The 22415-nt window shown below is 65.0% G+C and carries 18 protein-coding genes, 2 tRNA genes and 3 rRNA genes; 13 read left to right on the top strand and 10 right to left on the bottom strand.

The window, feature by feature from the left end; translation table 11 throughout:
- Positions 1-55: 55 nt before the first annotated feature.
- Positions 56-709, top strand: coding sequence for a histidine phosphatase family protein (locus GN153_RS14295; RefSeq protein ID WP_159903964.1), 654 nt, complete (start codon positions 56-58; stop codon positions 707-709).
- A 161-nt stretch (positions 710-870) separates the two neighbouring features.
- Positions 871-1425: a hypothetical protein gene (locus tag GN153_RS14290; protein ID WP_159903962.1), complete on the top strand. Its 555-nt coding sequence runs from the start codon at positions 871-873 to the stop codon at positions 1423-1425.
- Here the strand turns inward: GN153_RS14290 and GN153_RS14285 are convergent, their stop codons facing one another.
- Positions 1426-2490 carry an alcohol dehydrogenase catalytic domain-containing protein gene (locus GN153_RS14285; RefSeq protein ID WP_159903960.1) on the bottom strand — a complete coding sequence of 355 codons (1065 nt, stop codon included), beginning with the start codon at positions 2488-2490 and terminating at the stop codon, positions 1426-1428. It lies immediately after the preceding gene.
- Between the two features lie 164 nt (positions 2491-2654).
- On the opposite strand from GN153_RS14285, the gene GN153_RS14280 reads away from it, so the two are divergent.
- Positions 2655-3773, top strand: coding sequence for a phosphotransferase family protein (locus GN153_RS14280; protein WP_159903958.1), 1119 nt, complete (start codon positions 2655-2657; stop codon positions 3771-3773).
- Positions 3774-3830: 57 nt separating this feature from the next.
- Positions 3831-4859, top strand: coding sequence for a DUF7065 domain-containing protein (locus tag GN153_RS14275; RefSeq protein ID WP_159903956.1), 1029 nt, complete (start codon positions 3831-3833; stop codon positions 4857-4859).
- Between the two features lie 60 nt (positions 4860-4919).
- On the opposite strand, the gene GN153_RS14270 is transcribed toward GN153_RS14275, so the two are convergent.
- On the bottom strand, positions 4920-5390 hold the full coding sequence (locus GN153_RS14270) for a pyridoxamine 5'-phosphate oxidase family protein (protein ID WP_159903954.1): 471 nt from the start codon (positions 5388-5390) through the stop codon (positions 4920-4922).
- Positions 5391-5494: 104 nt separating this feature from the next.
- Here GN153_RS14270 and GN153_RS14265 point away from each other — a divergent pair, with 104 nt between their 5' ends.
- The 6 genes from GN153_RS14265 (at position 5495) to GN153_RS14240 (ending at position 11631) form a co-directional block, all read left to right on the top strand.
- Positions 5495-7150 carry an acyl-CoA synthetase gene (locus GN153_RS14265; protein WP_159903952.1) on the top strand — a complete coding sequence of 552 codons (1656 nt, stop codon included), beginning with the start codon at positions 5495-5497 and terminating at the stop codon, positions 7148-7150.
- Between the two features lie 107 nt (positions 7151-7257).
- Positions 7258-7677, top strand: coding sequence for a PEP-utilizing enzyme (locus tag GN153_RS14260; RefSeq protein WP_159903950.1), 420 nt, complete (start codon positions 7258-7260; stop codon positions 7675-7677).
- Positions 7674-9305, top strand: coding sequence for a hypothetical protein (locus GN153_RS14255; RefSeq protein WP_159903948.1), 1632 nt, complete (start codon positions 7674-7676; stop codon positions 9303-9305). The genes GN153_RS14260 and GN153_RS14255 overlap by 4 nt, the downstream gene beginning before the upstream one ends.
- Positions 9306-9414: 109 nt before the next feature.
- Positions 9415-10872, top strand: coding sequence for an aldehyde dehydrogenase family protein (locus GN153_RS14250; RefSeq protein ID WP_159903946.1), 1458 nt, complete (start codon positions 9415-9417; stop codon positions 10870-10872).
- 41 nt (positions 10873-10913) lie between these two features.
- Entirely contained in the window at positions 10914-11255 is a 342-nt protein-coding gene (locus GN153_RS14245) for a hypothetical protein (protein WP_159903944.1), read from the top strand.
- Between the two features lie 121 nt (positions 11256-11376).
- Positions 11377-11631, top strand: a complete 255-nt coding sequence (locus tag GN153_RS14240; RefSeq protein ID WP_159903942.1) for a hypothetical protein — start codon at positions 11377-11379, stop codon at positions 11629-11631.
- Positions 11632-11783: 152 nt separating this feature from the next.
- Here the strand turns inward: GN153_RS14240 and GN153_RS17720 are convergent, their stop codons facing one another.
- The 3 genes from GN153_RS17720 to GN153_RS14225 form a co-directional block, all read right to left on the bottom strand.
- Entirely contained in the window at positions 11784-12161 is a 378-nt protein-coding gene (locus tag GN153_RS17720) for a DUF7344 domain-containing protein (protein WP_236544826.1), read from the bottom strand.
- A 577-nt stretch (positions 12162-12738) separates the two neighbouring features.
- Entirely contained in the window at positions 12739-13557 is an 819-nt protein-coding gene (locus GN153_RS14230; RefSeq protein ID WP_159903940.1) for an alpha/beta fold hydrolase, read from the bottom strand.
- The gene (locus tag GN153_RS14225; RefSeq protein WP_159903938.1) at positions 13554-13856 is read right to left on the bottom strand and encodes a hypothetical protein; all 303 of its coding nucleotides are present in this window, start codon (positions 13854-13856) and stop codon (positions 13554-13556) included. The genes GN153_RS14230 and GN153_RS14225 overlap by 4 nt, the downstream gene beginning before the upstream one ends.
- A gap of 138 nt (positions 13857-13994) precedes the next feature.
- On the opposite strand from GN153_RS14225, the gene GN153_RS14220 reads away from it, so the two are divergent.
- Positions 13995-14603 carry a PH domain-containing protein gene (locus GN153_RS14220; protein WP_159903936.1) on the top strand — a complete coding sequence of 203 codons (609 nt, stop codon included), beginning with the start codon at positions 13995-13997 and terminating at the stop codon, positions 14601-14603.
- Between the two features lie 87 nt (positions 14604-14690).
- Entirely contained in the window at positions 14691-15548 is an 858-nt protein-coding gene (locus GN153_RS14215) for a CPBP family intramembrane glutamic endopeptidase (protein ID WP_159903934.1), read from the top strand.
- Positions 15549-16111: 563 nt separating this feature from the next.
- On the opposite strand, the gene GN153_RS14210 is transcribed toward GN153_RS14215, so the two are convergent.
- A tRNA-Cys gene (locus GN153_RS14210) sits at positions 16112-16187 on the bottom strand.
- 640 nt (positions 16188-16827) lie between these two features.
- Here GN153_RS14210 and GN153_RS14205 point away from each other — a divergent pair.
- Entirely contained in the window at positions 16828-17106 is a 279-nt protein-coding gene (locus GN153_RS14205) for a hypothetical protein (RefSeq protein WP_159903932.1), read from the top strand.
- A 97-nt stretch (positions 17107-17203) separates the two neighbouring features.
- On the opposite strand, the gene rrf is transcribed toward GN153_RS14205, so the two are convergent.
- From rrf to GN153_RS14185, 4 genes are all read right to left on the bottom strand, one after another.
- Positions 17204-17325, bottom strand: a 5S ribosomal RNA gene (gene rrf / locus GN153_RS14200).
- A 133-nt stretch (positions 17326-17458) separates the two neighbouring features.
- Positions 17459-20376 (bottom strand): 23S ribosomal RNA (locus GN153_RS14195).
- A 285-nt stretch (positions 20377-20661) separates the two neighbouring features.
- Positions 20662-20733 (bottom strand) — tRNA-Ala (locus GN153_RS14190).
- A 114-nt stretch (positions 20734-20847) separates the two neighbouring features.
- Positions 20848-22318 (bottom strand): 16S ribosomal RNA (locus GN153_RS14185).
- Together the 16S, 23S and 5S rRNA genes with 1 tRNA gene alongside form the textbook arrangement of a ribosomal RNA operon.
- Positions 22319-22415: the final 97 nt, after the last annotated feature.

Below are 22415 nucleotides of genomic sequence, written 5' to 3'. Positions count from 1 at the left end.
TCGCGTTCGGTGCACGCCCCCGGACTTATCCCGGCCGGTCGTGACAGTGGGTGACATGCAAGCGTACGTCGTCAGACGCGCGGCCCTCCACGAGGACGAGGGGCGGTACACGATAAGCGAGACCGGGCGGTTACAGGCGGAGTTGCTGGCGACCCACCTCTGCCGACAGCCGGAGCCGGTCGAGGCGGTCTACACGGGGACGTCGGACCGGCACCGCGAGACCGTCGCGGTGCTGTCGGAGGTGTTCGACCTCGTCTCCGGCCGGGATGTCCCGGTCCGGGAGCTGCCCGAACTCGACGACGTTCCCTGGCCGAAGGAAGCGTTGCAGTGCTGCATCGAGGAGGGGCTGGGACAGCGGGAGTGGGCGCAGGCGTGGGTCGAGGGCGACCTCGACCTGGGGGAGACGCCGGCCGATGTCCGGAGTCGGGTGCTGGAGGCGAAGGAAGCGGTCCGGGACGACCAGCCCGAGGACGGAACGGTGCTGGCGGTCACGTCGGCGGTGCCGGTGCTCGCGCTGACGATGGACGCGCTGGGCGGGTCGGTGACCGAGACGGTCCTGCCCGTCAACAATACGGCCCTGTTCGACCTGCGCTGGGGCACCTCGGACACGGCCGTGCAGCTGAACGCGACCCCGCACCTGAGCGACGGTCTCCTGACCCGGGACGGGTTCAAGACGCTGTCCTGGCCGCCCGGCCCGGCCGGCGAGTGAGCCCGTGCCGGCCACAGGCGAGTGGCCGCCAGGCGTCGACGCTCCAGGCGGTGTCCGGGGGCGCGGGGGCTCTGCGCGGGCGCGGACAGGACGGCCGTCGGGGTGCGAGCGGTGTGGTCACATACACCAGAATTAATATCCGAATGGTGCGATCCGGGTGTATGCAGACGACGCTCGCCGTCCTGCAGTATCTCTCGATGGAGGGGATCGCCGAGACCGGTGAACTGAACGCGGTCGTCGACGACGGGGATGTCCGGGAGACACTCGAGGAACTCGAGTCGGAGGGGTACGTCGAAGACGAGGGGTTCTGGTACCTCACGGACGCCGGGGAGCAGCGGCTGAACGAGGTCTGTCGCGACCGGTTCTCGGCGGACCAGCGGGAGGCGCTCCGGGGGGTCTTCGACCGGTTCGAAGCACTCGACAGCGAGATGAAAGCCCTCGCGAGTGACTGGCAGACCGGCGAGTACGGGGCCGACGGGATGGCCCGGGAGCTGGCGAGGGTCCAGCAGGAAGTCGAAGCGCTGTTCGACGAGCTTCCAGCGGAGGTGCAGTCCGCCTACAGCCGGCACACGGACGCACTTGCGGGTGCCATCGAGCGGCTCCAGGACGGCCAGGAGGAGTACGTCACCGGGACCGACGTCGACTCCTACCACACGGTCTGGTTCCGGCTCCACGACGACCTGCTGCGGACCCTCGGCGAGGGTCGCGAGGAGTGATCAGTAGTCGGTGACGACCGAGACGCCGGTGTGGTCGAAGTCGGTCATCGACTCGAGCACCCCGGGGACGTCCGCCAGCGAGACCGTCTCGGTGATGACCTTCGTCGGGTCGAGCCGCCCCTTCTCGACCATCCGGACGAGTTCGTCGTACCGGGTCGGCTGCATCCCCTTCGAGCCGACGAACTCCAGTTCCTGGCCCGTGATGATGTCGACCGGGACGGGCACGACCCCCTCCTCGTCCTCGCCGGTCAGCCCGATCTGGATGTGCGTGCCGCCGACGTCGAGGCTGAGGACGGAGTTGGTGCAGGTCTCGGCGATGCCGAGCGCGTCCACCGAGTAGTCGGCGCCGCCGTCGGTGATGTCGTGGACCTCGCCGGGGACGTCCTCGACCTCGCCGGCGTTGACCGTCGCGTCCGCGCCGAGCGAGCGCGCCCGCTCGAGTGGCTCCTCGTTGATGTCGACGGCGACCACGTCCAGCCCCATCGCGTCGGCGATGTGGACCGCCGAGAGCCCGACCCCGCCACAGCCGTGGACCGCCAGCGACTCGCCGACGTCGGCGTCGATGCGGTGGACGATCCCGTGGTAGGCGGTCATGAACCGGCAGCCGAGTCCGGCCATCCCCTCCGGGGACGCCCCGTCCGGAAGCAGTGTGAGGTTCTCGTCGGCGTGGGGTACCCGCATCTCCTCGGCGAACGCGCCGGGTAACTCCGGCGAGAACCCGGGTGTGACTCTGTTCTCACACAGGTGGGACTGGTCGGAGTAACACATCGGACACGACCCGTCGGCGATGTTGAACGGCACCGCGACCTGGTCGCCCTCGCTGAACCGCTCGACGCCGGGTCCCGTCTCGACGACCCGCCCTGCGGGTTCGTGGCCCAGGATCTGGTCGGTCGGGAGGTCGTCGATCATCCACCGCCAGTCACCCTGCCACATGTGCCAGTCGCTGCGACAGATCCCCGTCGCCTCGAGTTCGATCACGACGTCGTCGTCGGCGGCGACCTGCGGGCGCTCCCGCTCCTCGATGACGACCGGTTCCTTGAACTCCTTGAGTACGGCTGCCTTCATACCGCTAGACAGGTCTGGTCGGGGCCTCTTATATTTGGTGCGGGATGTTGACACACCTGCTCCGGCCCGGAGTGGCGGCGTATGAGCCGCCAGCGCGGACGCTCGGCGAAACTGTCTTGTTCCTGGCGGCTGTGTCATCTGCTCGTACCGACGCGTCCACGAGTATGTCTAACACAGACACACCTTCCGGGACAGGCATCGACCGCGGGGCGCTCGAGCGGTATCTCGAGGAGCAGTTCGGGCCGGCGGAGTCCTTCGAGGCGACCGAACAGGACGGCGGGAGTTCGAACCGGACGGTGTTCGTCGCGTGGGGGGAGCGGGAGCTGGTGCTCAGGTGTGCTCCCGAACACGAGCGCGTTCCCTACCTCCTCCACGACGTGCTGGGCGAGTACGGGATGCTGTCCGTCCTTACGGGGACGGCAGTTCCGGTCCCCCAGCCCGTCGCGTCCTGCGCGGATACCTCGGTGCTCGGGGTCCCGTTCTACCTGATGGAGCGGGTCGATGGCGAGATCCTTGGCGGGGAGGAGCCGGCGCGCTTTGCCACCCCGGAGTGTCGACAGCGCGTCGGCGAACTGGTGATAGACACGCTGGCCTCGCTTCACACTGTCGAGTACGACCCGTCGGAGGTCCGGGCAGTCCCCGAGGGAACGACGGCGGAGGCGGTCGAGGCCCACGTCCGGAACCTCGAGGACGCCCTCGGGACGACGGGCCGGGATCTTGACCGGGCGCTTGAGGTCGGCGAGTGGCTCCGCGAGCACGTCCCCGAGCCGCCCGAGCGGACCCTCGTCCACGGCGACTACAAACCCGACAACACGATGATGGCGCCGTCGGAGAGCCCGCAGATCACCGCGGTTCTCGACTGGGAGATGGCCGGCGTAGGGAACCCACGGGCGGACCTGGGCTGGCTGCTGAACTACTGGTCCGAGGCGGCGGACCCGGACCCCATTACCCCCGAGTTCGAGGAGCGGTACGGCGACCACGAACTCTACGGGACTGTCACGGAGTACACCCGCGAGGACTCCACGTTCATGGCGCATCCGTCCTACCCATCACGGGCGGAGTTGGTCGACCGGTACGAGCGACGGACCGGCATCGAGTACCGACACGACCGGTTCTACCGCGCGCTGGGGCTGTTCAAACTCACGGCGATCTGTGAGCGGTTCTACGAGGCCTACCTCGAGCGTCCGGAGACTGCGAAGGACACCTACCCGATGATGGAGCTGATCCCGCCGGTGCTCGCCGAGCGGGCGACGCTGGTCGTCGACGGGGAAACCCGGCTGTGACCGGCTCTGTGAGACCTGGCACACTAGCTATAACTTTCGGCCGGGCGGATCAGGGGTATGCGCGCCGCCGAGCCAGCGGACGAGCTTCGACACGAGGCGGGGGACCGGCGTCTCTGGAACGAGAGCTACTACTTCCACTTCACCGGCGAGGACCTGGCCGGCTACACCAGACTGGGATTCCAGCCCTACGAGCGACGCGCCAACCTCTGGGTGTATCTCGCCCGGGACGGGGAGACCGTCTGGTACCGCGACGAGAACATCCCGCTGGAGGACTGTGACGGCCTCCACGCCGACGCCGGGCGCTTCGAGCTGTCCCACCGGGTCATCGACCCCAACGAGACGTGGGCGCTTTCGGGCGGGGGCGAGTGTGGCGTCGCCGGGGACGTTGCGTCGGTGTTTGCCGACGACCCGGGGCGGTCGGTCCCGGTCGAGTTCGACCTCCGGTTTCACGCCCCCGACCACGTCGCGTACCAGGAGGACCGGGGCTACGACGCCCACTCCCACGACAAGGAACACTACAGCCAGCCCGGTCGGATGGTCGGCAGCGTCGGTATCGGCGACCGGTCCCACGAGGTCGACGCCCACGGGTTCCGCGACCACTCCTGGGGTGGCCTGCGCAACTGGACGCCGGTCGCCGGCGGCTACTACTGGTTCGGGCTCGGGTTCGAGACCGGGGACTCGTTCAAGGTCGCGGCCGGGGTCCGGCCGGACGGGACGATAACCGACAGTTTCCACGGCTACCACGCCGACGGCGAGGAAATCCGGCTCCCGGAGGATATCACGGTCGAGTACAGCGACGACCACGACCCCAGCGAGCGGCTCCACGCGTGGCTCGACGGCGACGTTGCCGGGGAGGTCGCTGTCGAGTTCGACCTGGAGGACGGCACCGAGCGATTCACGCTGCAGCCCTCCGGGTACGTGCCGATGGGCTACGAGGACAGGAACTGGCAGGCGACGGACCTCGACTCGCCGTGGCTGACCGCGGTCATCAACCGTCTCCCCGTCACCTGTCGGTGGGAGGGCCACGAGGGGAAGGGGTGGTACGAGACGATGCACCCCCGCGTCCGGGTCGACCTGGGTGACTGACGGCGGGTGCGGCCGTCGCGGCGACTCCGGCGGGGCGGCCCCGGGAGCGCGGTGCGAGGGTCACTCCACTGCCCGGGTCCCGTAGCCGGTCAGGTCGTCGGCTTCGAGTTTGTAGAGTCCGAACTCCACGTCCTCGAGGGGGGTCTCGAAGGCGTTCATCGGGACCCACGCGTTCTCCCGGTGGGTCTCGTGAGCCCGCTGTTGCTCCGCTTCGGGGACCCTGCCGACTGTCCCCCTGACGACCACGCTCTGCCAGGAGGGGGGCGTGACCTCGTAGGCGACGACAGCAGCCCGGTCGGTCTCCCGGATGGCCGCCATCTTCTCGCTGTCTCCGGCCCACCCGAACTGGAAGTACAGCGTCCGGTCGCCGTCGTAGCCGAACGAGACCGGGAGTGCGACAGCCTCCCCCTCCCTGGCGAGCGACAGCACCCCGTACCCGGTCCGCTCGAGGAACTCGGCCACCGCGGCCTCGGAGAGCGCGAGCTCCTCCCGGCCGACGAGCGTTTCGAGGTAGTCGTCCTGGTTCCCCATCGTTCGAACGTGGCTCCCCGCCGGTAAAAACGCGGCGACGGGCCTCCCTGCACTCGAACGCGGCGAAATTATCATTGTGGAGGGCCCGGAACGGGGGAGAACATATGGGATACGATAGCACGTATGACGCGGTGTCCGACCTGCACGACCCGGAGGCAGCCTGGGACGAGGTCGTCACCGAGGGCGACCGCGAGTCGCTGAACGTCGCACAGGAGTCGGTCGGTCGCCACGCGAACTCCCAGGAGACGGCGGTCCGGATCGCGGATTTCGAGACCGGAGAGACGCTCTCGTACTCGTTTGCGGCGCTCAACGACGCCGCCAACCGGGTCGGGAACTACCTCGCGGAACACACCGCCCGGGCCGACCGGGTCGCCGCCATGCTGCCGCCACGCATCGAACTGTACGCGGCCATCTTCGGGACGGTCAAGGCCGGCCGGATCTACGTCCCGCTCACCCCGCTGTTCGGGCCCGAAGCGCTCTCCTACCGGCTGGCCGACTCCGGGACGAGCGTCCTGTTTCTCGCCCGGGAGTACGCCGACGCGTTCCCCGACGAGGCGTTCCCAGACCTCGAGCGGGTCGTGGTCGTCGACGGCCCCGGGTCCGACACACCGGAAGCGGGGGTCGACGGCGAGTTCGCCGTCGACGCCTACGACCGCGTCCGCGCCCACGAGGCCGAGTTCGAGACGGTCGACACCCACCCGGACGACATCTACACGCTGAAGTACACCTCCGGGACGACCGGTCAGCCAAAGGGCGTCCCCACCCGGCACAGACGGATCGTCCACGGGAGCGGCTACAACGACTACGTGGTCGACCTGCGGCCCGAGGACAACTACTTCGTGGCGGCGTCGCCGGCGTGGTCCTACGGCCTCGGCGCGACGATGTCCGTCGGCGTCCGCGACACCGGGATCGCGACGTACCGCGGCTCGTTCGACCCCGTCAGCTTCCTCGAGACCCTCGAGGAGTTCGAAGTGACGAACCTCATGTGTCCGCCGACGGCACTCCGGCAGGTGCGGGGAGCGGACGTCGACCCCCGGGAGTACGACACCGACGTCCGCGTGCTCGTCTCGGCCGGGGAGGCCCTCGACGAGGAGTCCGTCGCGTGGTGCGACGAGGTGTTCGGGACGAAACCGCTGGACGCCTACGGCCAGACAGAGGCGGGGATGTTGCTCTGTAACTACTCCTTCGAGGACTGGGAGGTCAAACCGGGAAGCGCGGGCAAGCCGCTGCCGGGGATGCGCGTCACGCTGCTGGATGAAGCCGGCAACGAGGTCGACGACGGCGACATCGGCGAGATCTGTGTCCGGCGCAGCGACGTCTCGGCGGGGACCACACGGGTCTACTGGGGCAACCCCGACGAGACCGTCCGCACCTACCAGGGGCAGTGGTACCGCACCGGCGACCTCGCCCGCAGGGACGAGGACGGCTACTACTGGTACGTCAGCCGGAAAGACGAGGTCATCATCTCGGCCGGCTACCGGATCGGGCCCGAGGAGGTGCAGGAGGCACTGGTCAAACACGACGCGGTCAAGGAGGCCGGCGTCGTGGGTATCCCCGACGAGACCCGCGGCGAGGTCGTCAAGGCGTACGTCACGGTGGCGGAATCCGCGACGCCGGGCGAGGGACTCGCGGACGACATCCGGGAGTTCGCGCGGTCGGAGCTCTCCAAACACGAGTATCCCCGGGAAGTCGAGTTCGTGGACGACCTGCCCAAGACCTCCAGCGGGAAGATCAAACGCCGGGAACTCGAGTCCAGTTGACGGGTCCGAAGTCACCGCTCGGCTTCGCCGACCACACCGAGATCCTGTCGCTCATCCGGAGTTACACCGCAAAAAATACTTATCACTCCCGTGTGTGTTGGTGACACATGTCTAAGACCAAGTTGGGTGAGGGTATCGCCGTGATAGACATCGACTCCACGGTCGAAGGGACGGTCAACCACGTACAGACTCCCAGGGAGGTGATCGACCTGACGAGCGAGGACCTCTCGGACAAGGTCGGGTGCGTCCGTGCGGGGACGAGCGCCTTCGCCTCGCCGCTGCTGGCCAACGGGGTCGGCGGGCTGATCACGATGGAAGGGGCGCCACAGAGCCACCTCGGGATCGTCTCGCGGGAGTACAACATCCCGTGTATCATGAGTCTCGAGCCGGCGGAGGGCCTGGTCGACAGCGAGCCGGACACGGACGCGTTCTTCGAGGAGTGGGGGGAGGTACTCGACGGGCGAACGGTCGCGTTCGAGACCGAGACAGCAGAGGGGCAGATCAAAGGAGAGGTGTTCGAGGTATGACCGACGTCGTCGAGTACGTGCAGGAACACGAAGACGAGTTCGCGGACTACGGGTACCTCCAGCAGTTCGCTCCCGACGCCGACGGACTCCAGATCAACACCGAGATCCCCTACAGCCGGATGCAGGAGGTGTACGGCGGCGACATGGTCTGGGGCGGCATCGCCGGCGAGCGACAGATGCGGTCGTACCTCGACACCGGGCTGCTCGACGGGAACGTCACCCGCGAACACTTCAAGCGGGGGTTCACCGCCGAGGAGTTCAACGACCTGATCAACTACTACGCCTGGAACACCTACGACCTGCTCGCGCTCCGGGCGACGGAGGGGGAGTCGGAGATCATCCCCCGCCAGGAGTACGAGTTCCTCTCGACGACCTACGCCATCCAGCGGTGGCCGGAGTTTCTGAAGCTCATCATCGACAAGGTCGGCCTCGAGGGGCTCATGGACGTCGCCCGAAAGGGCCGGGAAGAGCTGGGGGCCGCGGACTACAACAGCATCGGCTGGAGCATCTTCGTCCCGTCGGGCTTTGGCTGTATCGGGCTCGAGGAGCTCGGGCTGGTGGACGCCGACGACCCGGTCCACGTCGACAAGAAGAAGACGGCCTACACCGCCGCGGCCGCGCTCTGTTACGCCTCCCGTGACGAGGACGGCTACCTCCTGCCGAGCCAGAACCGGTACGTCGCACAGGCCAAAAGCGACGACGTCGTCGAGTTCATCACCGACCACCTCTCCGAATTCGAGCCCGGGGACCGGGCGCAACTGCGACAGACGATGGCCGCCGCCGAGCTGTTCTCGTTCCTGTTGCACTACGACAACCGGGTCGGCCAGGCAGACCACGGCCCGTACTTCGTCGAGGACGGCAAGCCGATGGTCGTCCGGGAGATCGGGCTCAGCCGGCCCTACCTGCCCTGGAACGACATCGCCGAGAGCCGCGACCTCCCGTTCTCGCTGGTGGTGGCGATGGTCATCGAGCCGGACGACCTCGGACTCCAGGAGATCCGCGTCCCGCTGACGGCGTTCACCCATCCCTCGGACTACATGGAGTCGGTCGAACGGGCCGCTGTCTTCATCCGGCGGGAGCCGGAAGGGGTCGAGCCACTGCCGCTGTCGGAGCTCGAGCGGCCGAGCATGGACGACCTGCTTGACCTCTCGGAGCGGGCGAACGAAGCCGTCACCGCGTGGTACGAGCGCGCCACGCCACTCTCCCGACGCGAGAAGATCATGAACGGCGCGATGACCTACTACGCCGGCATGATCGTGCCGCTGTTGCGCGCGACGGGCACCTTCGAACTCGCCCGCGACGAGCTGGACCTGTTCGAGCTGCCGCCGATGACCTCGGAGTTCTACTACCGGATGCACGGCGGGGTCGCCAAAGAGCAGATGCCAAACCAGATCATGTTCGGCCACGGGTGGTCGGAGATCCCGGAGGAGACGGCCCCGGAGTCGGGATACGCCGACTACCTCGCCGACGCCAGGGGGATGAACTGGACGAGCGACCTGTCGGGGCTCAGTCCGGTTCCAGAGCCCTGGGCGGGGAAGACCGACGAGCACAACCTGCTCGACGTCGGCCTCCCCTACGAGGGCGAGATGACCCCGCGGGAGTTCGCCGACTTCGTGGCGGACCGCTGACCGGACCGAGCAGCCGGGGTGGGAGTCCGGCGCCACTTCCCGGCCCGCACGCGGCTCCGGTGTCACGACAGGTACAATTATGCGGATGGCGTCCTATCCGGCTCGTGGCATGTCAGAGACAGTCACGCACGACGTCCTCCGCGACCGGTACCGCCCGCTGGTCGGGGGCGAGACAGTCCCCGGGCACGGTGAGCCCTACACCAGCAGGAACCCGGCGACGGAGGAGCCCCTCGTCGACATCGAGATGGGCGACGAGTCGGATATCGACCACGCCGTGGCGGACGCCGCGGCCGCGTTCGAGGACTGGTGGCGCCAGGAGCCACAGAACCGGGGGCGAGTCCTCACCGACCTGGCGGGAGCGGTCCGCGAGCACAGCGACCGGCTCGCACGGCTGGTGACACTCGAGAACGGCAAGCCGCTCTCACAGGCCGAGTCCGAGGTCGAGGGCTGTGCCCGGTACTTCGAGTACTACGCCGGGCTGGCCGACAAGGTTCAGGGGGAGTCGGTCCCGCTCGGCCCGGCCCACGTCGACTTCACGGTGCGCGAGCCCCTCGGCGTGACGGCACACATCGTGCCCTGGAACTACCCGTTGGACCTCTTCGCCCGGAGCGTGGCTCCGGCGCTCGCGACCGGGAACGCAGCGGTCGTCAAGCCCGCGGAGTACACCCCGGTCACCGCACTCGAAGTCGGAACGCTCGCGCTGGAGGCCGGCGTCCCGCCGGGCGTGTTGAACGTCGTCCCCGGCTACGGGTCGGGTGCCGGTGCGGCGCTTGCCGGCCACCCGGACGTCGACGGGGTGAGCTTCACCGGCTCGGTCGCGACGGGCCGGGAGGTCGCCAAACGGGCCGTCGACAACATCAACCCCGTCCACCTGGAGCTGGGGGGCAAGAGCCCGAGTGTCGTCTTCCCGGATGCGGACCTCGAAAACGCCATCAGAAACACCGTCGCCGGAATTTTCGTCGCCACGACGGGACAGATCTGTCTCGCGTCGTCCCGGCTCCTGCTCCACGAGGACATCTACGAGGAGGCACTCGACCACCTGGTCGCGGCGACCGAGGGGCTGTCGGTCGGCCCGGGAACGGACGACCCGGATGTCGGCCCGCTGGTCTCGGAGGCCCAGTTCGAGAAGGTGGAGCGGTATCTCGAGGCCGGGGAGGCAGCAGCCGGTGCTCCGCTCGTGGGCGGCGAAACGCTTGACCGCGCGGGGTATTTCGTCGAGCCGACCGTCTTCGAGGTCGACGACCGGGACGCAAGGGTCGCCCAGGAGGAGATATTCGGGCCGGTGCTGTCGGTGCTGTCGTTCGCCGACGAGGAGGAGGCCATCGAACTCGCAAACGATGTCGACTACGGACTCGTCGCCGGGGTGTTCACCAGCGACATCGGGCGGGCACACCGGTTCGCACGTGACGTGAAGGCTGGGCAGATATACATCAACGAGTGGGCAGCGGGCGGCAAAGGCTCGCCGTTTGGTGGCTACAAGCAGAGCGGCTTCGGGCGGGACAAGGGACTGGAAGGACTGGACAACTACACGCAGGTCAAAACCGTCAGCGCTAACATCACGGTCTGAGCGGCGCCGACGTCGCGATTCTCCAGTACGAGGACGGCATCGTGTGGGACGAAGCCCTCGCCGACGGTGTCCTCCCCGACCCCTACGAGCGCTTCCCGACCGACGAAGACGCACCCACCGTCGAGGATGCCTGCCCCCCAGACGAGCACACCTTGGATATCGACCCCGCCAAGCGGCCACCGGACCACCCGCTGTGTGCCGCGTGTCACCTCGCGGAGGCCGTCCCCATCGAGATCGCCGGCCAGCCACAGGACATACTCTCCCAGCGGTACCCAGCCATCTGTGCGGGCTGTGAAACGACCCTCGAGCCCGGTACCGACCGAGCGGTCCGGGCAGACCAGTTCCTGTGCCCGGCCTGCAACCGGGACGAGTGGGAAGCGTAGCCCGTCCCTCCCGCGACGGCTAAGGGTCGACGCTCGGGTTGCCGGCAGGAGTTCACAACCTGGCCACCGGACGACGCCATCGACCATCGGATAGATATCCCCCGCCCGCAAACCGCCACGCGTGCGCACCGTCCGTCTGGAGGTGTTGACCGCCGACGGCTGGACGACAGTCACCTTCGAGGATATCGACCAGCTCCGTGTGGCTGGTGCCCCGGGCGAGGAGGGCCTGACGTTGACGCTTATCGGGATCCGCGAGGACGACCCCAACCAGGTCGAGACGCGGATCCTCGACGTCGCCGACCGCCACCGCTCGCTACTGGATAGTGAGGTGCCGACGATCGATGGCGAGGCGGTTCCGGGTGCACTCCGGAACTGAATTCCTGTGCTGTCCTGTCGGGTGGAATTGGTAGATGCAGAGCGCGGATATGCTACTTTGGTCACCGATTTACCCGGGTCCTGTCAAGAATGGCATGCAAGATATCGCAGTGCGTACGTCTCCGGGAACCCGGTGCACTGGGGTCGTATGAGTCAGGGCCAGTCGGGGGGCAGTTCGTCGGCGTGCTTTTCGATCAGTTCGAGGAGTGGTTCGATCTCGTCAAAGCGCGGTCCTTTGGAGATTTGTCCAGTGTCTCGGTCCCACGTGATGTACCCCGCGTCTTCCAATTTCGGTAAGTGGTTGTGCACGAGCTGTATCTCCTCAGCCCGTTCATCGCCCGTTCCTCGAATCATGACGTCGGTCTCCGTCGTTGAACCCCCGTGCGTCAATGACAGGAGGATCAGACGGCGGTGGCGTGTAGACAGGTGATCCAAGATCTGGTCCAGTTCAGGACACGACAGGATAGTCTTCGGAATCTCAAGCGGAAAAGACTGGTCACCCCCCGTTGACTTGCGGCTACTGTCGGACATACCCCACTATTCGGACTTCATCAACATATAATCTCGTAAGACGTTATTAAGACGTAACTAAAAGAAAACCACCCGATGGCGACACGTTCTCTACAACAGATTCGTCTTACATACCCACGATGGTCTTCACTAACGGCTCGAATCCGAAGGACAGTGAGCGACAGACGCCCTGTATTCAGCACGACCGCTGCAACCGATCACCGCCCGATGTGTTCAACGGGGCCACCACACCCAATCGAGCCCCCACAGAACGATCCAGCATTCAATCGGTACGAACGGTTTAGCTAAATACAGGCGCTAAGCCCCCGTCCTCAACGAGCGACGCAGGCCGAAGACCGAGTAGCGCAGTAGGGCGAGGATACAGCGCCGTCATCGTCTGTTCGCACACTGTTCTGTTGCAGGCCCGCGTTTACCGAAGCCATTGTACGTGTAACGCGCATAGCGTGCAGTACGGTGAAAGACGGAACATCGGGTCTCACGAGTGAGAGCCACTGTAAGACGCCGAACGTGACCCGCTCAAGAACGTCCCTCTCTGTCGTGTAGTCAACTAAGAGCAACAGCATCACCGCAGTGAGTTTTATGCTTCAGACCCGAATCCGTCGGTCACTTCCCCGGCACCCGCCCAAACGCGTTCGGCGGCGAATTCCCGGACGATCGCTGTGTACTCGTCGGGACGCTCGATGCTGCAAGTGTGTCCTGCATCCGGGATCACGTCAGTCTCCGCCGCTGAGAGCGTCGGCGCGAGTGTTTCGGCGGCGTCGGGATTGAGGCGGTCCTCTGCTCCGTTCAGCAGGAGGACTGGGTCATCGAAAGTTCGGAGTTTTGTCGGGAAGTCGACGCCCGCCATCGCCATCGCTCCCTGCCCGTAGCCAGCCAGCGAGATTCCACCGTCGACGACGGCCCCGACGATATCTGGCGGGAGGGGTCCGTCTTCGAGGTCGGTTTTGACGCCCTCACGGAAGCGACGGTCGAGCGGTCCGATTGCCGACCGGATCCAGTTGAGGAGTCCGGCGACCCACGTCGTCACCCCGAGCACTCCCTGGTAGTCCGCGCTGGCACCCGACAGCACCAGCCCGGCGACCCGGGCGGGTCGCCGGGCAGCGTACTCGACGGCGACGTACCCGCCAAGCGACTGGCCGACGAGGAGTGCCGGTTCGTCGGCTTCGTCTCCGAGGAGGTCGTCGAGGACACGGACTGCGACATCGAAGGAGAACGACTCGTCCGCCCGACGACCGTGACCCGGGAGATCCGGTGCGAACAACCGGTACTCGTCCTCGAGGGTGCGGAGCTGGGGCAGCCACATCCGCCAGGAGAGTCCGGCGCCGTGAACGAACGCTATCGGGTGCCCGTCCGCCGGTCCCCCAACGTACGTGGCCTCGTCGACGCCGGTCGTCACTGATCGACCGCTCCCGTCTCCCCGTCCGTACTCAGAATGTCCGCACCGTCGTTCGCTTCCGGGACGGGTCCAAGGATGTGCGCTCGGAGGGTCCCTGCAGCACGGGAGCCGGTGACGCGGCCGCGATCCAGCACCGCGAACGACATGTCGGTGTAGCTCGGACGCTGGCGGTCGTACTCGACGATCTGGCCGTACCGGCCGAGCAGCGGTGAGCCGAACAAGGAAACGAGCAGGCCGACGACGGGGACAGAGAGGTTCCCGCGCGAGGACTGTCGGCCCTCACTGGCCGTGGAGTGCATGCCGGCAACGTTACGCTAAGATCACATATATTGGTGCGGCCGCTCCCGATTGCTGAGAACGCCGACAGCCGGACGTCGATTCCCACCCAGGAAGAGTGTTGGTGTGTTTTCATTATCTCGCAGTACGTCTCTCTATGTATGAGACCCCAGAACGAGTGGTTCAAGCCTGAACAGCTACGCCAGTATTACTTCACGTTCGAGGCCATCGCGCTCGCGGTCGTGCTGGCCATCGTTGGTCTCCTCGCCGTCACGGGTATCCTCTTCGAGATGAACCCGCTGGTGCCGCTGATCGGGGGCGCAATCGCGCTGGTCGTCTTCGGCTACCTGACGTGGTGGATTCCGGCGTTCTACCGGACCGCTGGCTACCGGTTCACCGACGACGAGGTCGAGTACCGCCGTGGCGTCTTCTTCCAGCAGAAGACCACGGTGCCGTACAACCGCATCACAAACGTTGGTATCTCGCAGGGACCAATCGAGCGCCTCGTGAACGCCGGGGCCGTCGGCATCCACACCGCGGGCTACGGTGGCCAGATGGGTGCCGAACTGACCATCGGCGGCGTCAGTGACTTTGAGGACATCCAGGAACAGATTCTGGACCGGGTCAGAGAGCGGCCCGCGAAGGCAACCGAAGGTGAAGAGACTGTGGAGCCAATCGACACCCGGGCCGACCGGGATGAGGAGTCCAGCGAGATGCTCAGCGAACTCCGCCACATCCGCAAACTGCTGGAGCAGGGCCGAACGGAATAGCACAATAGTGACTCGTTTCCCCGAGCAAATGAGGGACGTACCTGTACCCGTGATAACGACCGACAGGAGCGGAGGGCGCTGACGAAGATGACGACCACAACCCGATCGGGAACTCTGGCACGATCGACCACTCCCTGGGGATTCCCCGTCCTCTATCTCGGGTGGGCGTACCTGTTCTGGGCTCCCATCTTCGGCTCGAACACGTCCGTCTGGGAAGGGACCAACCTGATCCTGTTTCTGGTCGGTGGGGCAAGTCCGCTGCTCGCCGGTCTCACGATGGCCTGGCTCACCGGTGGCAGGGAACGGGTCGGCGACCTGGGTCGACGGCTCGTCGATGTCGGGCGAATCTCCGTGCGGTGGTGGCTCGTCATCCTGGTATTCTGGCCGCTATTCAACCTTGTCACCGCCGGGGCTGCAATCGCGCTGGGTGTGACCGACCGACCGATCAGCGTGGTCTGGGAAGTCCTGATCGACCCCGCGACGCTCGGGTTCATGCTGGCACTCGGCCTGCTGTTCCCAGCCATTGAAGAGATCGGACTCCGGGGCTACTACCTCGACAGACTCCAGGAACGGTTCAGTCCGCTCGTCGCCGGTGTTATCAACGGGAGCACGTGGGCCGCCTGGCACGCGGCGTTCGTCTTCTTCCCGGGCTACTACGCGAACACTAGCTACGATCCACAGCTGTGGTGGTGGCTGCCGAGCATCGTCCTCCACACGCTGATCTTCGTCTGGGTCTACAACAACACCGAGCGAAGTATCCTCGCCGTCCTGCTGGTTCACTCGTTGATGAACCTGACCGGCGAGTTCCTCGGGCTGGCAGACGAACTGTTTCCGTTCCAGCTTCCGGCGCTTGCACTCGTGGTCATCGCACTCGTAGGGAGCGGTCGGCTCTCGGAAACGCCCATTGTTCGGGAATCGGACGCGGATTCCCGACAGACAGCGTGATTCTACGACCGCTCCGAGCCAACCGCACGCGCTACCACGGTAATCGTAGGTGCGCTCGTCCTTCACCGCGTAGCACTCGTCACCACCGACCTGGCAGCGGTCGGTCCAGCGGTTGACGCAGTCGTGGGCCGCGCCGAGATTGAAGATGCCGACGTGCTTGGAGACCTTCGTGTTGTTGCCCCACTGGATGTAGTCGTTCAACAGGAGCGACCAGTCCGCGGTGGTTTCGCAGGCCGCAATGCGCTCGAGCAACTCCTCGCTGCCGTCGATCGTGTGGACCGGCGGCCCGACGCGCTCTAGGGCGACGGTCATGCTGCCCCGCGCCGCTTGCACCCAGCGGCAGTTGTGTCGACAGTTATAGGTGAGTCAGCAGGACAGTAGGACGTCCGGGCGGAGAATATACCGGCGACTAAGAACTTGGATTGTAAGCAAATTGGTATAAGCCAAGGCCCGGATTTGAACCGGACGCAGACGTGCTCACTCGCTGTGCTCGTTGCGCGCGACTGCCAGGGTTCAAATCCGGTGAGAGCTCGCACGCGCTCGCGGCGTGCTCGCGCGAGAAGAGCCAAGGCCCGGATTTGAACCGGGGATGATCCGCTCTGCAGGCGGACGCGTTCGGCCAGACTCTGCCACCTTGGCCCACTGTTCCGTATCCGGCGTCGGGCTAAAGTCGTAACGGTAGCCCCGGCGTTCGTGTGTGTGTCACACACTCCAAGTAGAATTATTATCCCGCCCCTCATCAGCCAGTACCGACGACGCGCTCACAACCGAGGTGACACCGACATGACCACCCGTTCCCCGGCCTGGCCCGCGGCGGACAGCCGCCCGGCCGCCTATCGGGAGACCGAGTCGGTGTCCGACGGGGCGCTATCCCCCGCGGCCATTTTCGGCTGACTGTTGCCCGAATAACCGTCCCCCGGACCGGACTACCCGTCCGGGGGTGGTGAACGCGGGCGTTTCGACGACTGTTGAGGCCACGTCACAGCCCGGCCAACGCCGGGCCGGCGTGACCCGCCTCGCTCTGTAGACCGGCCAGCGGCTGCGCTGTCCCGACCGGTCGAGCCTCCAGCGGGAGCGGACCTGCCGGTTCGACCCCGGCCCCCGCCCTATGATGCGAGCCCTCCTGCTCCATCGGAAAGGCCGCGAGCACTGTGAGAAAACCGCGCGCACCCGGCACCGTCGCCGGACGCGTCGCTAGCACGAGTGGTGTGGACCAGCCGCCACGGCGGGCGTTCGACTCGCCCCTCGTGCCTGCCGGCCGTCGCGCCGGCGATCTCCCATGAACACGACAGCAGCCACCTGGACGGCGACCGTCGCCGTCCGCGTCCCCGAACGCGCCGATGGCGACCTCGCGAGCTGTGCGTGTCGCCGCCTCAAGACCGCTCGCGCCGTCCGCGCCGTCGAGGTCCGCCGCCTGCGGACCGTCGAGCCCGGCCTCTCCGCGACGGTCGTGACGCTTGAGGTGTCGGTCGACGCCCCCGGCGCCGACGGCGCGACCGTCGAGCAGCAACTCGCCGACGCGCCCGGTACAGAGACCGTCGAAGAGGTCCGGCGATAGCTAACGAACCGCCAGCGGACCGGCGAAGTGTCGCCACTCGTCGTAGGGAAGGCGGCGGCCGCACGGAGCGGCCGCTCGAAGTGGAATGAGTATGAATGGGAGGCGGCGAACCGACGTTCCCAGAGGGTCTCCCACTCCAGTACTTGCCGGAACGCTGGCGGGCTTAACTTCCGTGTTCGGGATGGGTACGGGTGTTGCCCCGCCGCTGTGGCCGCCTTAACGCCGGTTCGCGGAGTCGAACCGCGACAGCGAGGGAGAACTCCCTCGGGATCCGATACCGGTGGTGATGCGGAAACCGTGTGTACGTGCGATCCAGATTGCGCCTGGACTCGTGTATGAGTCATGCGGAAATGAGTGGTGGCTTCGGCCGGTTAGTACTCGCGGGCTGAACACCTCGTTACCTCGGTGCGTACACCCCGAGTCTATCGACCTCGTATTGTACGAGTGGCCTCAGCGGTGCCTCTTTTCCAGGTGGGTTTCCGGCTTAGATGCGTTCAGCCGTTACCCCGTGTGGCGTGGCTGCCCGGCAGCGCTCTCTCGAACGACCGGTACACCAGTGGCCACCAACCGTAGTTCCTCTCGTACTATACGGTCGTTCCCGTCAGGCACCAAACACCCCCAGTAGATAGCAGCCGACCTGTCTCACGACGGTCTAAACCCAGCTCACGACCTCCTTTAATAGGCGAACAACCTCACCCTTGCCCGCTTCTGCACGGGCAGGATGGAGGGAACCGACATCGAGGTAGCAAGCCACCCGGTCGATATGTGCTCTTGCGGGTGACGACTCTGTTATCCCTAGGGTAGCTTTTCTGTCATTCATGGCCCGCATCGGGCGGGCATATGAGTTCGCTAGACCACGCTTTCGCGTCAGCGTCCCTCGTTGGGAAGGACACTGTCAAGCCATCTTTTGCTCTTGCGCTCTGCTCCGGGTTTCCGACCCGGATGAGATGGCCTTAGGGCGCGCTTGATATCTTTTCGAGCGCGTACCGCCCCAGTCAAACTGCCCGGCTATCGGTGTCCTCCTCCCGGAGTGAGAGTCACAGTCACTGACGGGTAGTGTTTCATGGGTGGCTCGGCGACGTGCTGGCGCACGCACCTGTGTAACGCCTCCTACCTACCCTGCACATCAGCGACCATGTCTCAGCGACAGCCTGCAGTAAAGCTCCATAGGGTCTTCGCTTCCCCCTGGGGGTCTCCAGACTCCGCACTGGAATGTACGGTTCACCGGGCCCAACGTTGGGACAGTGAGGCTCTGGTTAATCCATTCATGCAAGCCGCTACTGAAGCGGCAAGGTACTACGCTACCTTAAGAGGGTCATAGTTACCCCCGCCGTTAACGGGTCCTTCGTCCCATTGTACTGGGTGTTCAGATACCCGCACTGGGCAGGATTCAGTGACCGTACGAGTCCTTGCGGATTTGCGGTCACCTATGTTGTTACTAGACAGTCCGAGCCTCCGAGTTACTGCGACCTGCTCGTTTCCCGAGCAGGCATCCCTTATCGCGAACTTACGGGACTAACTTGCCGAATTCCCTAACGTCGGTTGTTCCCGACAGGCCTAGGCTTTCGCCGCCATGGGCACCTGTGTCGGATCTGGGTACGGACACCGTACTCACCTTTTCACGGGCCCCAGGTTGAACCGACTTGCGCTGTCCTGCCGTTCACCCGCTTCGTGCCATTACGGCTTCCACGAGTTTGGACAGTTCGGCCGGGCGAAGACCCGGCTCGGTCGACCCCGGGGCGTCGGCTTTCGCTGTACGGTGGCACTGGAATATTAACCAGTTTCCCGTTTGTCACACGCGAATTACGATGTGACTTAGGACCGGCTAACCCTCGGTTGACGAACAGTGCCGAGGAACCCTTGCCCTTTCGGCCGTCGGGATTTCAACCCGACTTTCGCTGCTACTGCGGCCAGGATTTTCGTCCCCGCGCGGTCCATACGAGTTCTCACCCGTACTTCCACCCGCGCGGAGCGCCGACCTACGCGACCGCCGTGTGACGGGCGCGGCTAGGTATCGGTGGTGGACTTGAGCCCCGATCATTTTGGGCGCCCCGAACCTCGGCCGGTAAGCTGTTACGCTTTTCTTAGAGGGTAGCTGCTTCTAAGCTCACCTCCCGGCTGTCTAGGGCTCGGGACCACCTTCGATCGCACTTAGTCCACACTTGGGGACCTTAACCCAGCTCTGGGTTGTCTCCCTCATGGTGCACAGGCTTACCCCGCACACCGGACTCCCCGCGTCGACAGCGTCGGTGGGTTCGGAGTTTGACAGCCGCGCCGACCTCTCTCGAGGGCGGACACGGCAATCAGTCACTCTACCCCACCGACTACCTCGGCGGAGGTCATGCTTCGACATGTTTCGGTCGGAACCAGCTGTTGCCGGACTCGATGGGCCTTTCACCCCTACACGCAGGTCACGAGAGGGTATTGTAGGACACCAACTCTAACAGGCTTCCACATGGCTTTCGCCATGCTTCACCTTGCCCGCGCGTAGATCGTCCGGATTCGGGTCGTGCCCGTATGACTCCCCGCGCTTGAACACGGCGGCCCTGGTGCAAAGCACTGCGGCCATGTCGGTTTCCCTATGCCTTCCCCGATGAACGGGTTAGACTCGCCATACAGGCACACTCCCTGGCTCGTTTTTCAAAACGTACGACGGAACACCGGCTTCCCGTGAGTCCTACTGCAGGCTCGCGCCTGTGTCGTTGATCACGGGACCTTTCGTGCCCCGTCGCTCCATCGCCACCTGAGTTCAGGCCCTATTTCACCTCCCTTCGGAGGGTACTTTGCAGCGTTCGCTCACGCTACTTGTTCGCTATCGGTCTCGGGGAGTGTTTAGCCTTGGCAGTCGATGCCTGCCACGTTCACGAGGGATTTCCAACCCCCGATACTCTGGAACCGGCCCACGCCGTACTGGTCGTCGATACGGGGCTGTCACCCTGTTTCGCGCCCCGTTCCAGGGGACTTCGCGACGACGGTCAGGCGATGGTAGCCGGCCCGAACACCACATTGGCCGAAGCCTTCGGTTTGGGCTGTGTCGCGTTCACTCGCGGTTACTGACGACATCGCATTGCGCTTTCTCTTCCTGCCCTTACTGAGATGTTTCAGTTAAGGGCGTTCCCCATTGCGCGAAGCAATTGCGGTGGGGATTCCCATTCGGAAATCCTCGGTTCTTCCCCTCCGTGCGGGTCCCCGAGGCTTATCGCAGCTTGGCACGTCCTTCGTCGGCTCCCGAGCCGAGCCATCCACCAGGTGGCACAGTAGCCACGTCGATGGTGTGAGTTGTGAAACTCACGAATGTGTGAGCCGTCAGGCTCACAACGGTGTGAGTTGTCACACTCACGAATGGTGGGTCCGGGATGGACCCACCCGATGAACTCGAATACACGAGTCCAGTGGACGCCTGGATCGCACGTACACACGGTCTCATCTACAGCCCCGTGGTGAACGGGACCTGCATCAACCCTTCCCACCCGCGCTCACACGGGGTGGTGCATCGGTCGTGTCCTGACCGAACGCCGTGTCCCACTTAAGGGGCACGTTTTCCGGCCAGGAGTATGGACCCACTGGGATTTGAACCCAGGGCCTCCGCCTTGCAAAGGCGGCGCTCTGCCACTGAGCTATGGGCCCGTCCGCCGTACAGTGTTAGCCCTGGTAGTTCATAGGTGCCCGGTCGGTCGACCGGCGTTCCGAACCCCCCGCCTCCTGTGTGATGGGCTGGGGTAAACCCCAGTCCCGGTCAGTAGGAGGTGATCCAGCCGCAGATTCCCCTACGGCTACCTTGTTACGACTTAAGCCCCCTTGCGAAGCCCAGATTCGACCCGGGAACCGGGCCTCATCCGGACCTCACTCGGGTGCTTTGACGGGCGGTGTGTGCAAGGAGCAGGGACGTATTCGCCGCGCGCTAATGACACGCGACTACTACCGAATCCAGCTTCATGAGGGCGAGTTTCAGCCCTCAATCCGAACTACGACCGGGTTTAGGGGATTAGCGCTCTCTCTCGAGATGGCATCCCATTGTCCCGGCCATTGTAGCCCGCGTGTTGCCCAGCACATTCGGGGCATACTGACCTACCGTTGCCCGTTCCTTCCTCCGCTTTGGCAGCGGCAGTCCTCCTAGTGTACCCAACTACCACAAGGGTATTGCTGGCAACTAGGAGTGCGGGTCTCGCTCGTTGCCTGACTTAACAGGACGCCTCACGGTACGAGCTGACGGCGGCCATGCACCTCCTCTCAGTAGCTCCAGTAAGCGCATCAGACTGACCTTCACAGCTACTGTCGGTGCTGGTGAGATGTCCGGCGTTGAGTCCAATTAAACCGCAGGCTCCTCCGGTTGTAGTGCTCCCCCGCCAATTCCTTTAAGTTTCATCCTTGCAGACGTACTTCCCAGGCGGTCCGCTTCACGGCTTCCCTACGGCACAGCGCAGGCTCGTAGCCTGCGCCACACCTAGCGGACATCGTTTACAGCCAGGACTACCCGGGTATCTAATCCGGTTCGAGACCCTGGCTTTCGTCCCTCACTGTCGAGTCCGTCCTCCTGAGGCGCTTTCGCCACCGGCGGTCCGTCCAGGATTACGGGATTTCACTCCTACCCCGGACGTACCCCTCAGGTCTTCCGGCTCCAAGCCGGACAGTTTCCGCTGGACGCCCACCCGTTAAGCGGGTGGATTTCCCAACGGACTTGTCCGGCCAGCTACGGACGCTTTAGGCCCAATAATATCGGCCATCACTCGTGCTGCCGGTATTACCGCGGCGGCTGGCACCGGTCTTGCCCAGCACTTGTTCCTGTACCACCCTACGGTACAGAAAAGCGAGGACTGTATGCCCTCGCACTCGGAGTCCCCTTATCGCACTGTCGTGCAGTGTAAAGGTTTCGCGCCTGCTGCGCCCCGTAGGGCCCGGTATCTTGTCTCAGATACCGTCTCTGGGCTCTCACTCTCATGACCCATACCGATTATCGGCACGGTGGGCCGTTACCCCACCGTCTACCTAATCGGCCGCAGCCACATCCTATGGCGCCGGAGCGTTTCCGGCTCTCCGCGTTCCAGCGTGAGAGCCGTATCGGACATTAGCCTCAGTTTCCCGAGGTTAGTTCCGTCCATAGGGCAGTTTGGCCACGTGTCACTGAGCTTTCCGCCACGAGTCTGAACTCGTGCGACTAGCATGGCTAAATCGGACTCCGATAGCAATGGCCTCCGGCAGGATCAACCGGAATGTACCCCGCAGAGCGGGGTGGGTTGGCGGGAGCACCAATATGGTGCTATCGAAGGGATGGGTTCGGGACACCGCTCGACCGACCGGGTGTCACCGAA

The organism is Salinirussus salinus (genome assembly GCF_009831455.1).
GTDB classification, from domain to species: Archaea; Halobacteriota; Halobacteria; order Halobacteriales; family Haloarculaceae; genus Salinirussus; species Salinirussus salinus.
The sequence above is the reverse complement of the archived record's forward strand: the minus strand, read 5'-3'. Positions and strand labels throughout refer to the sequence as shown.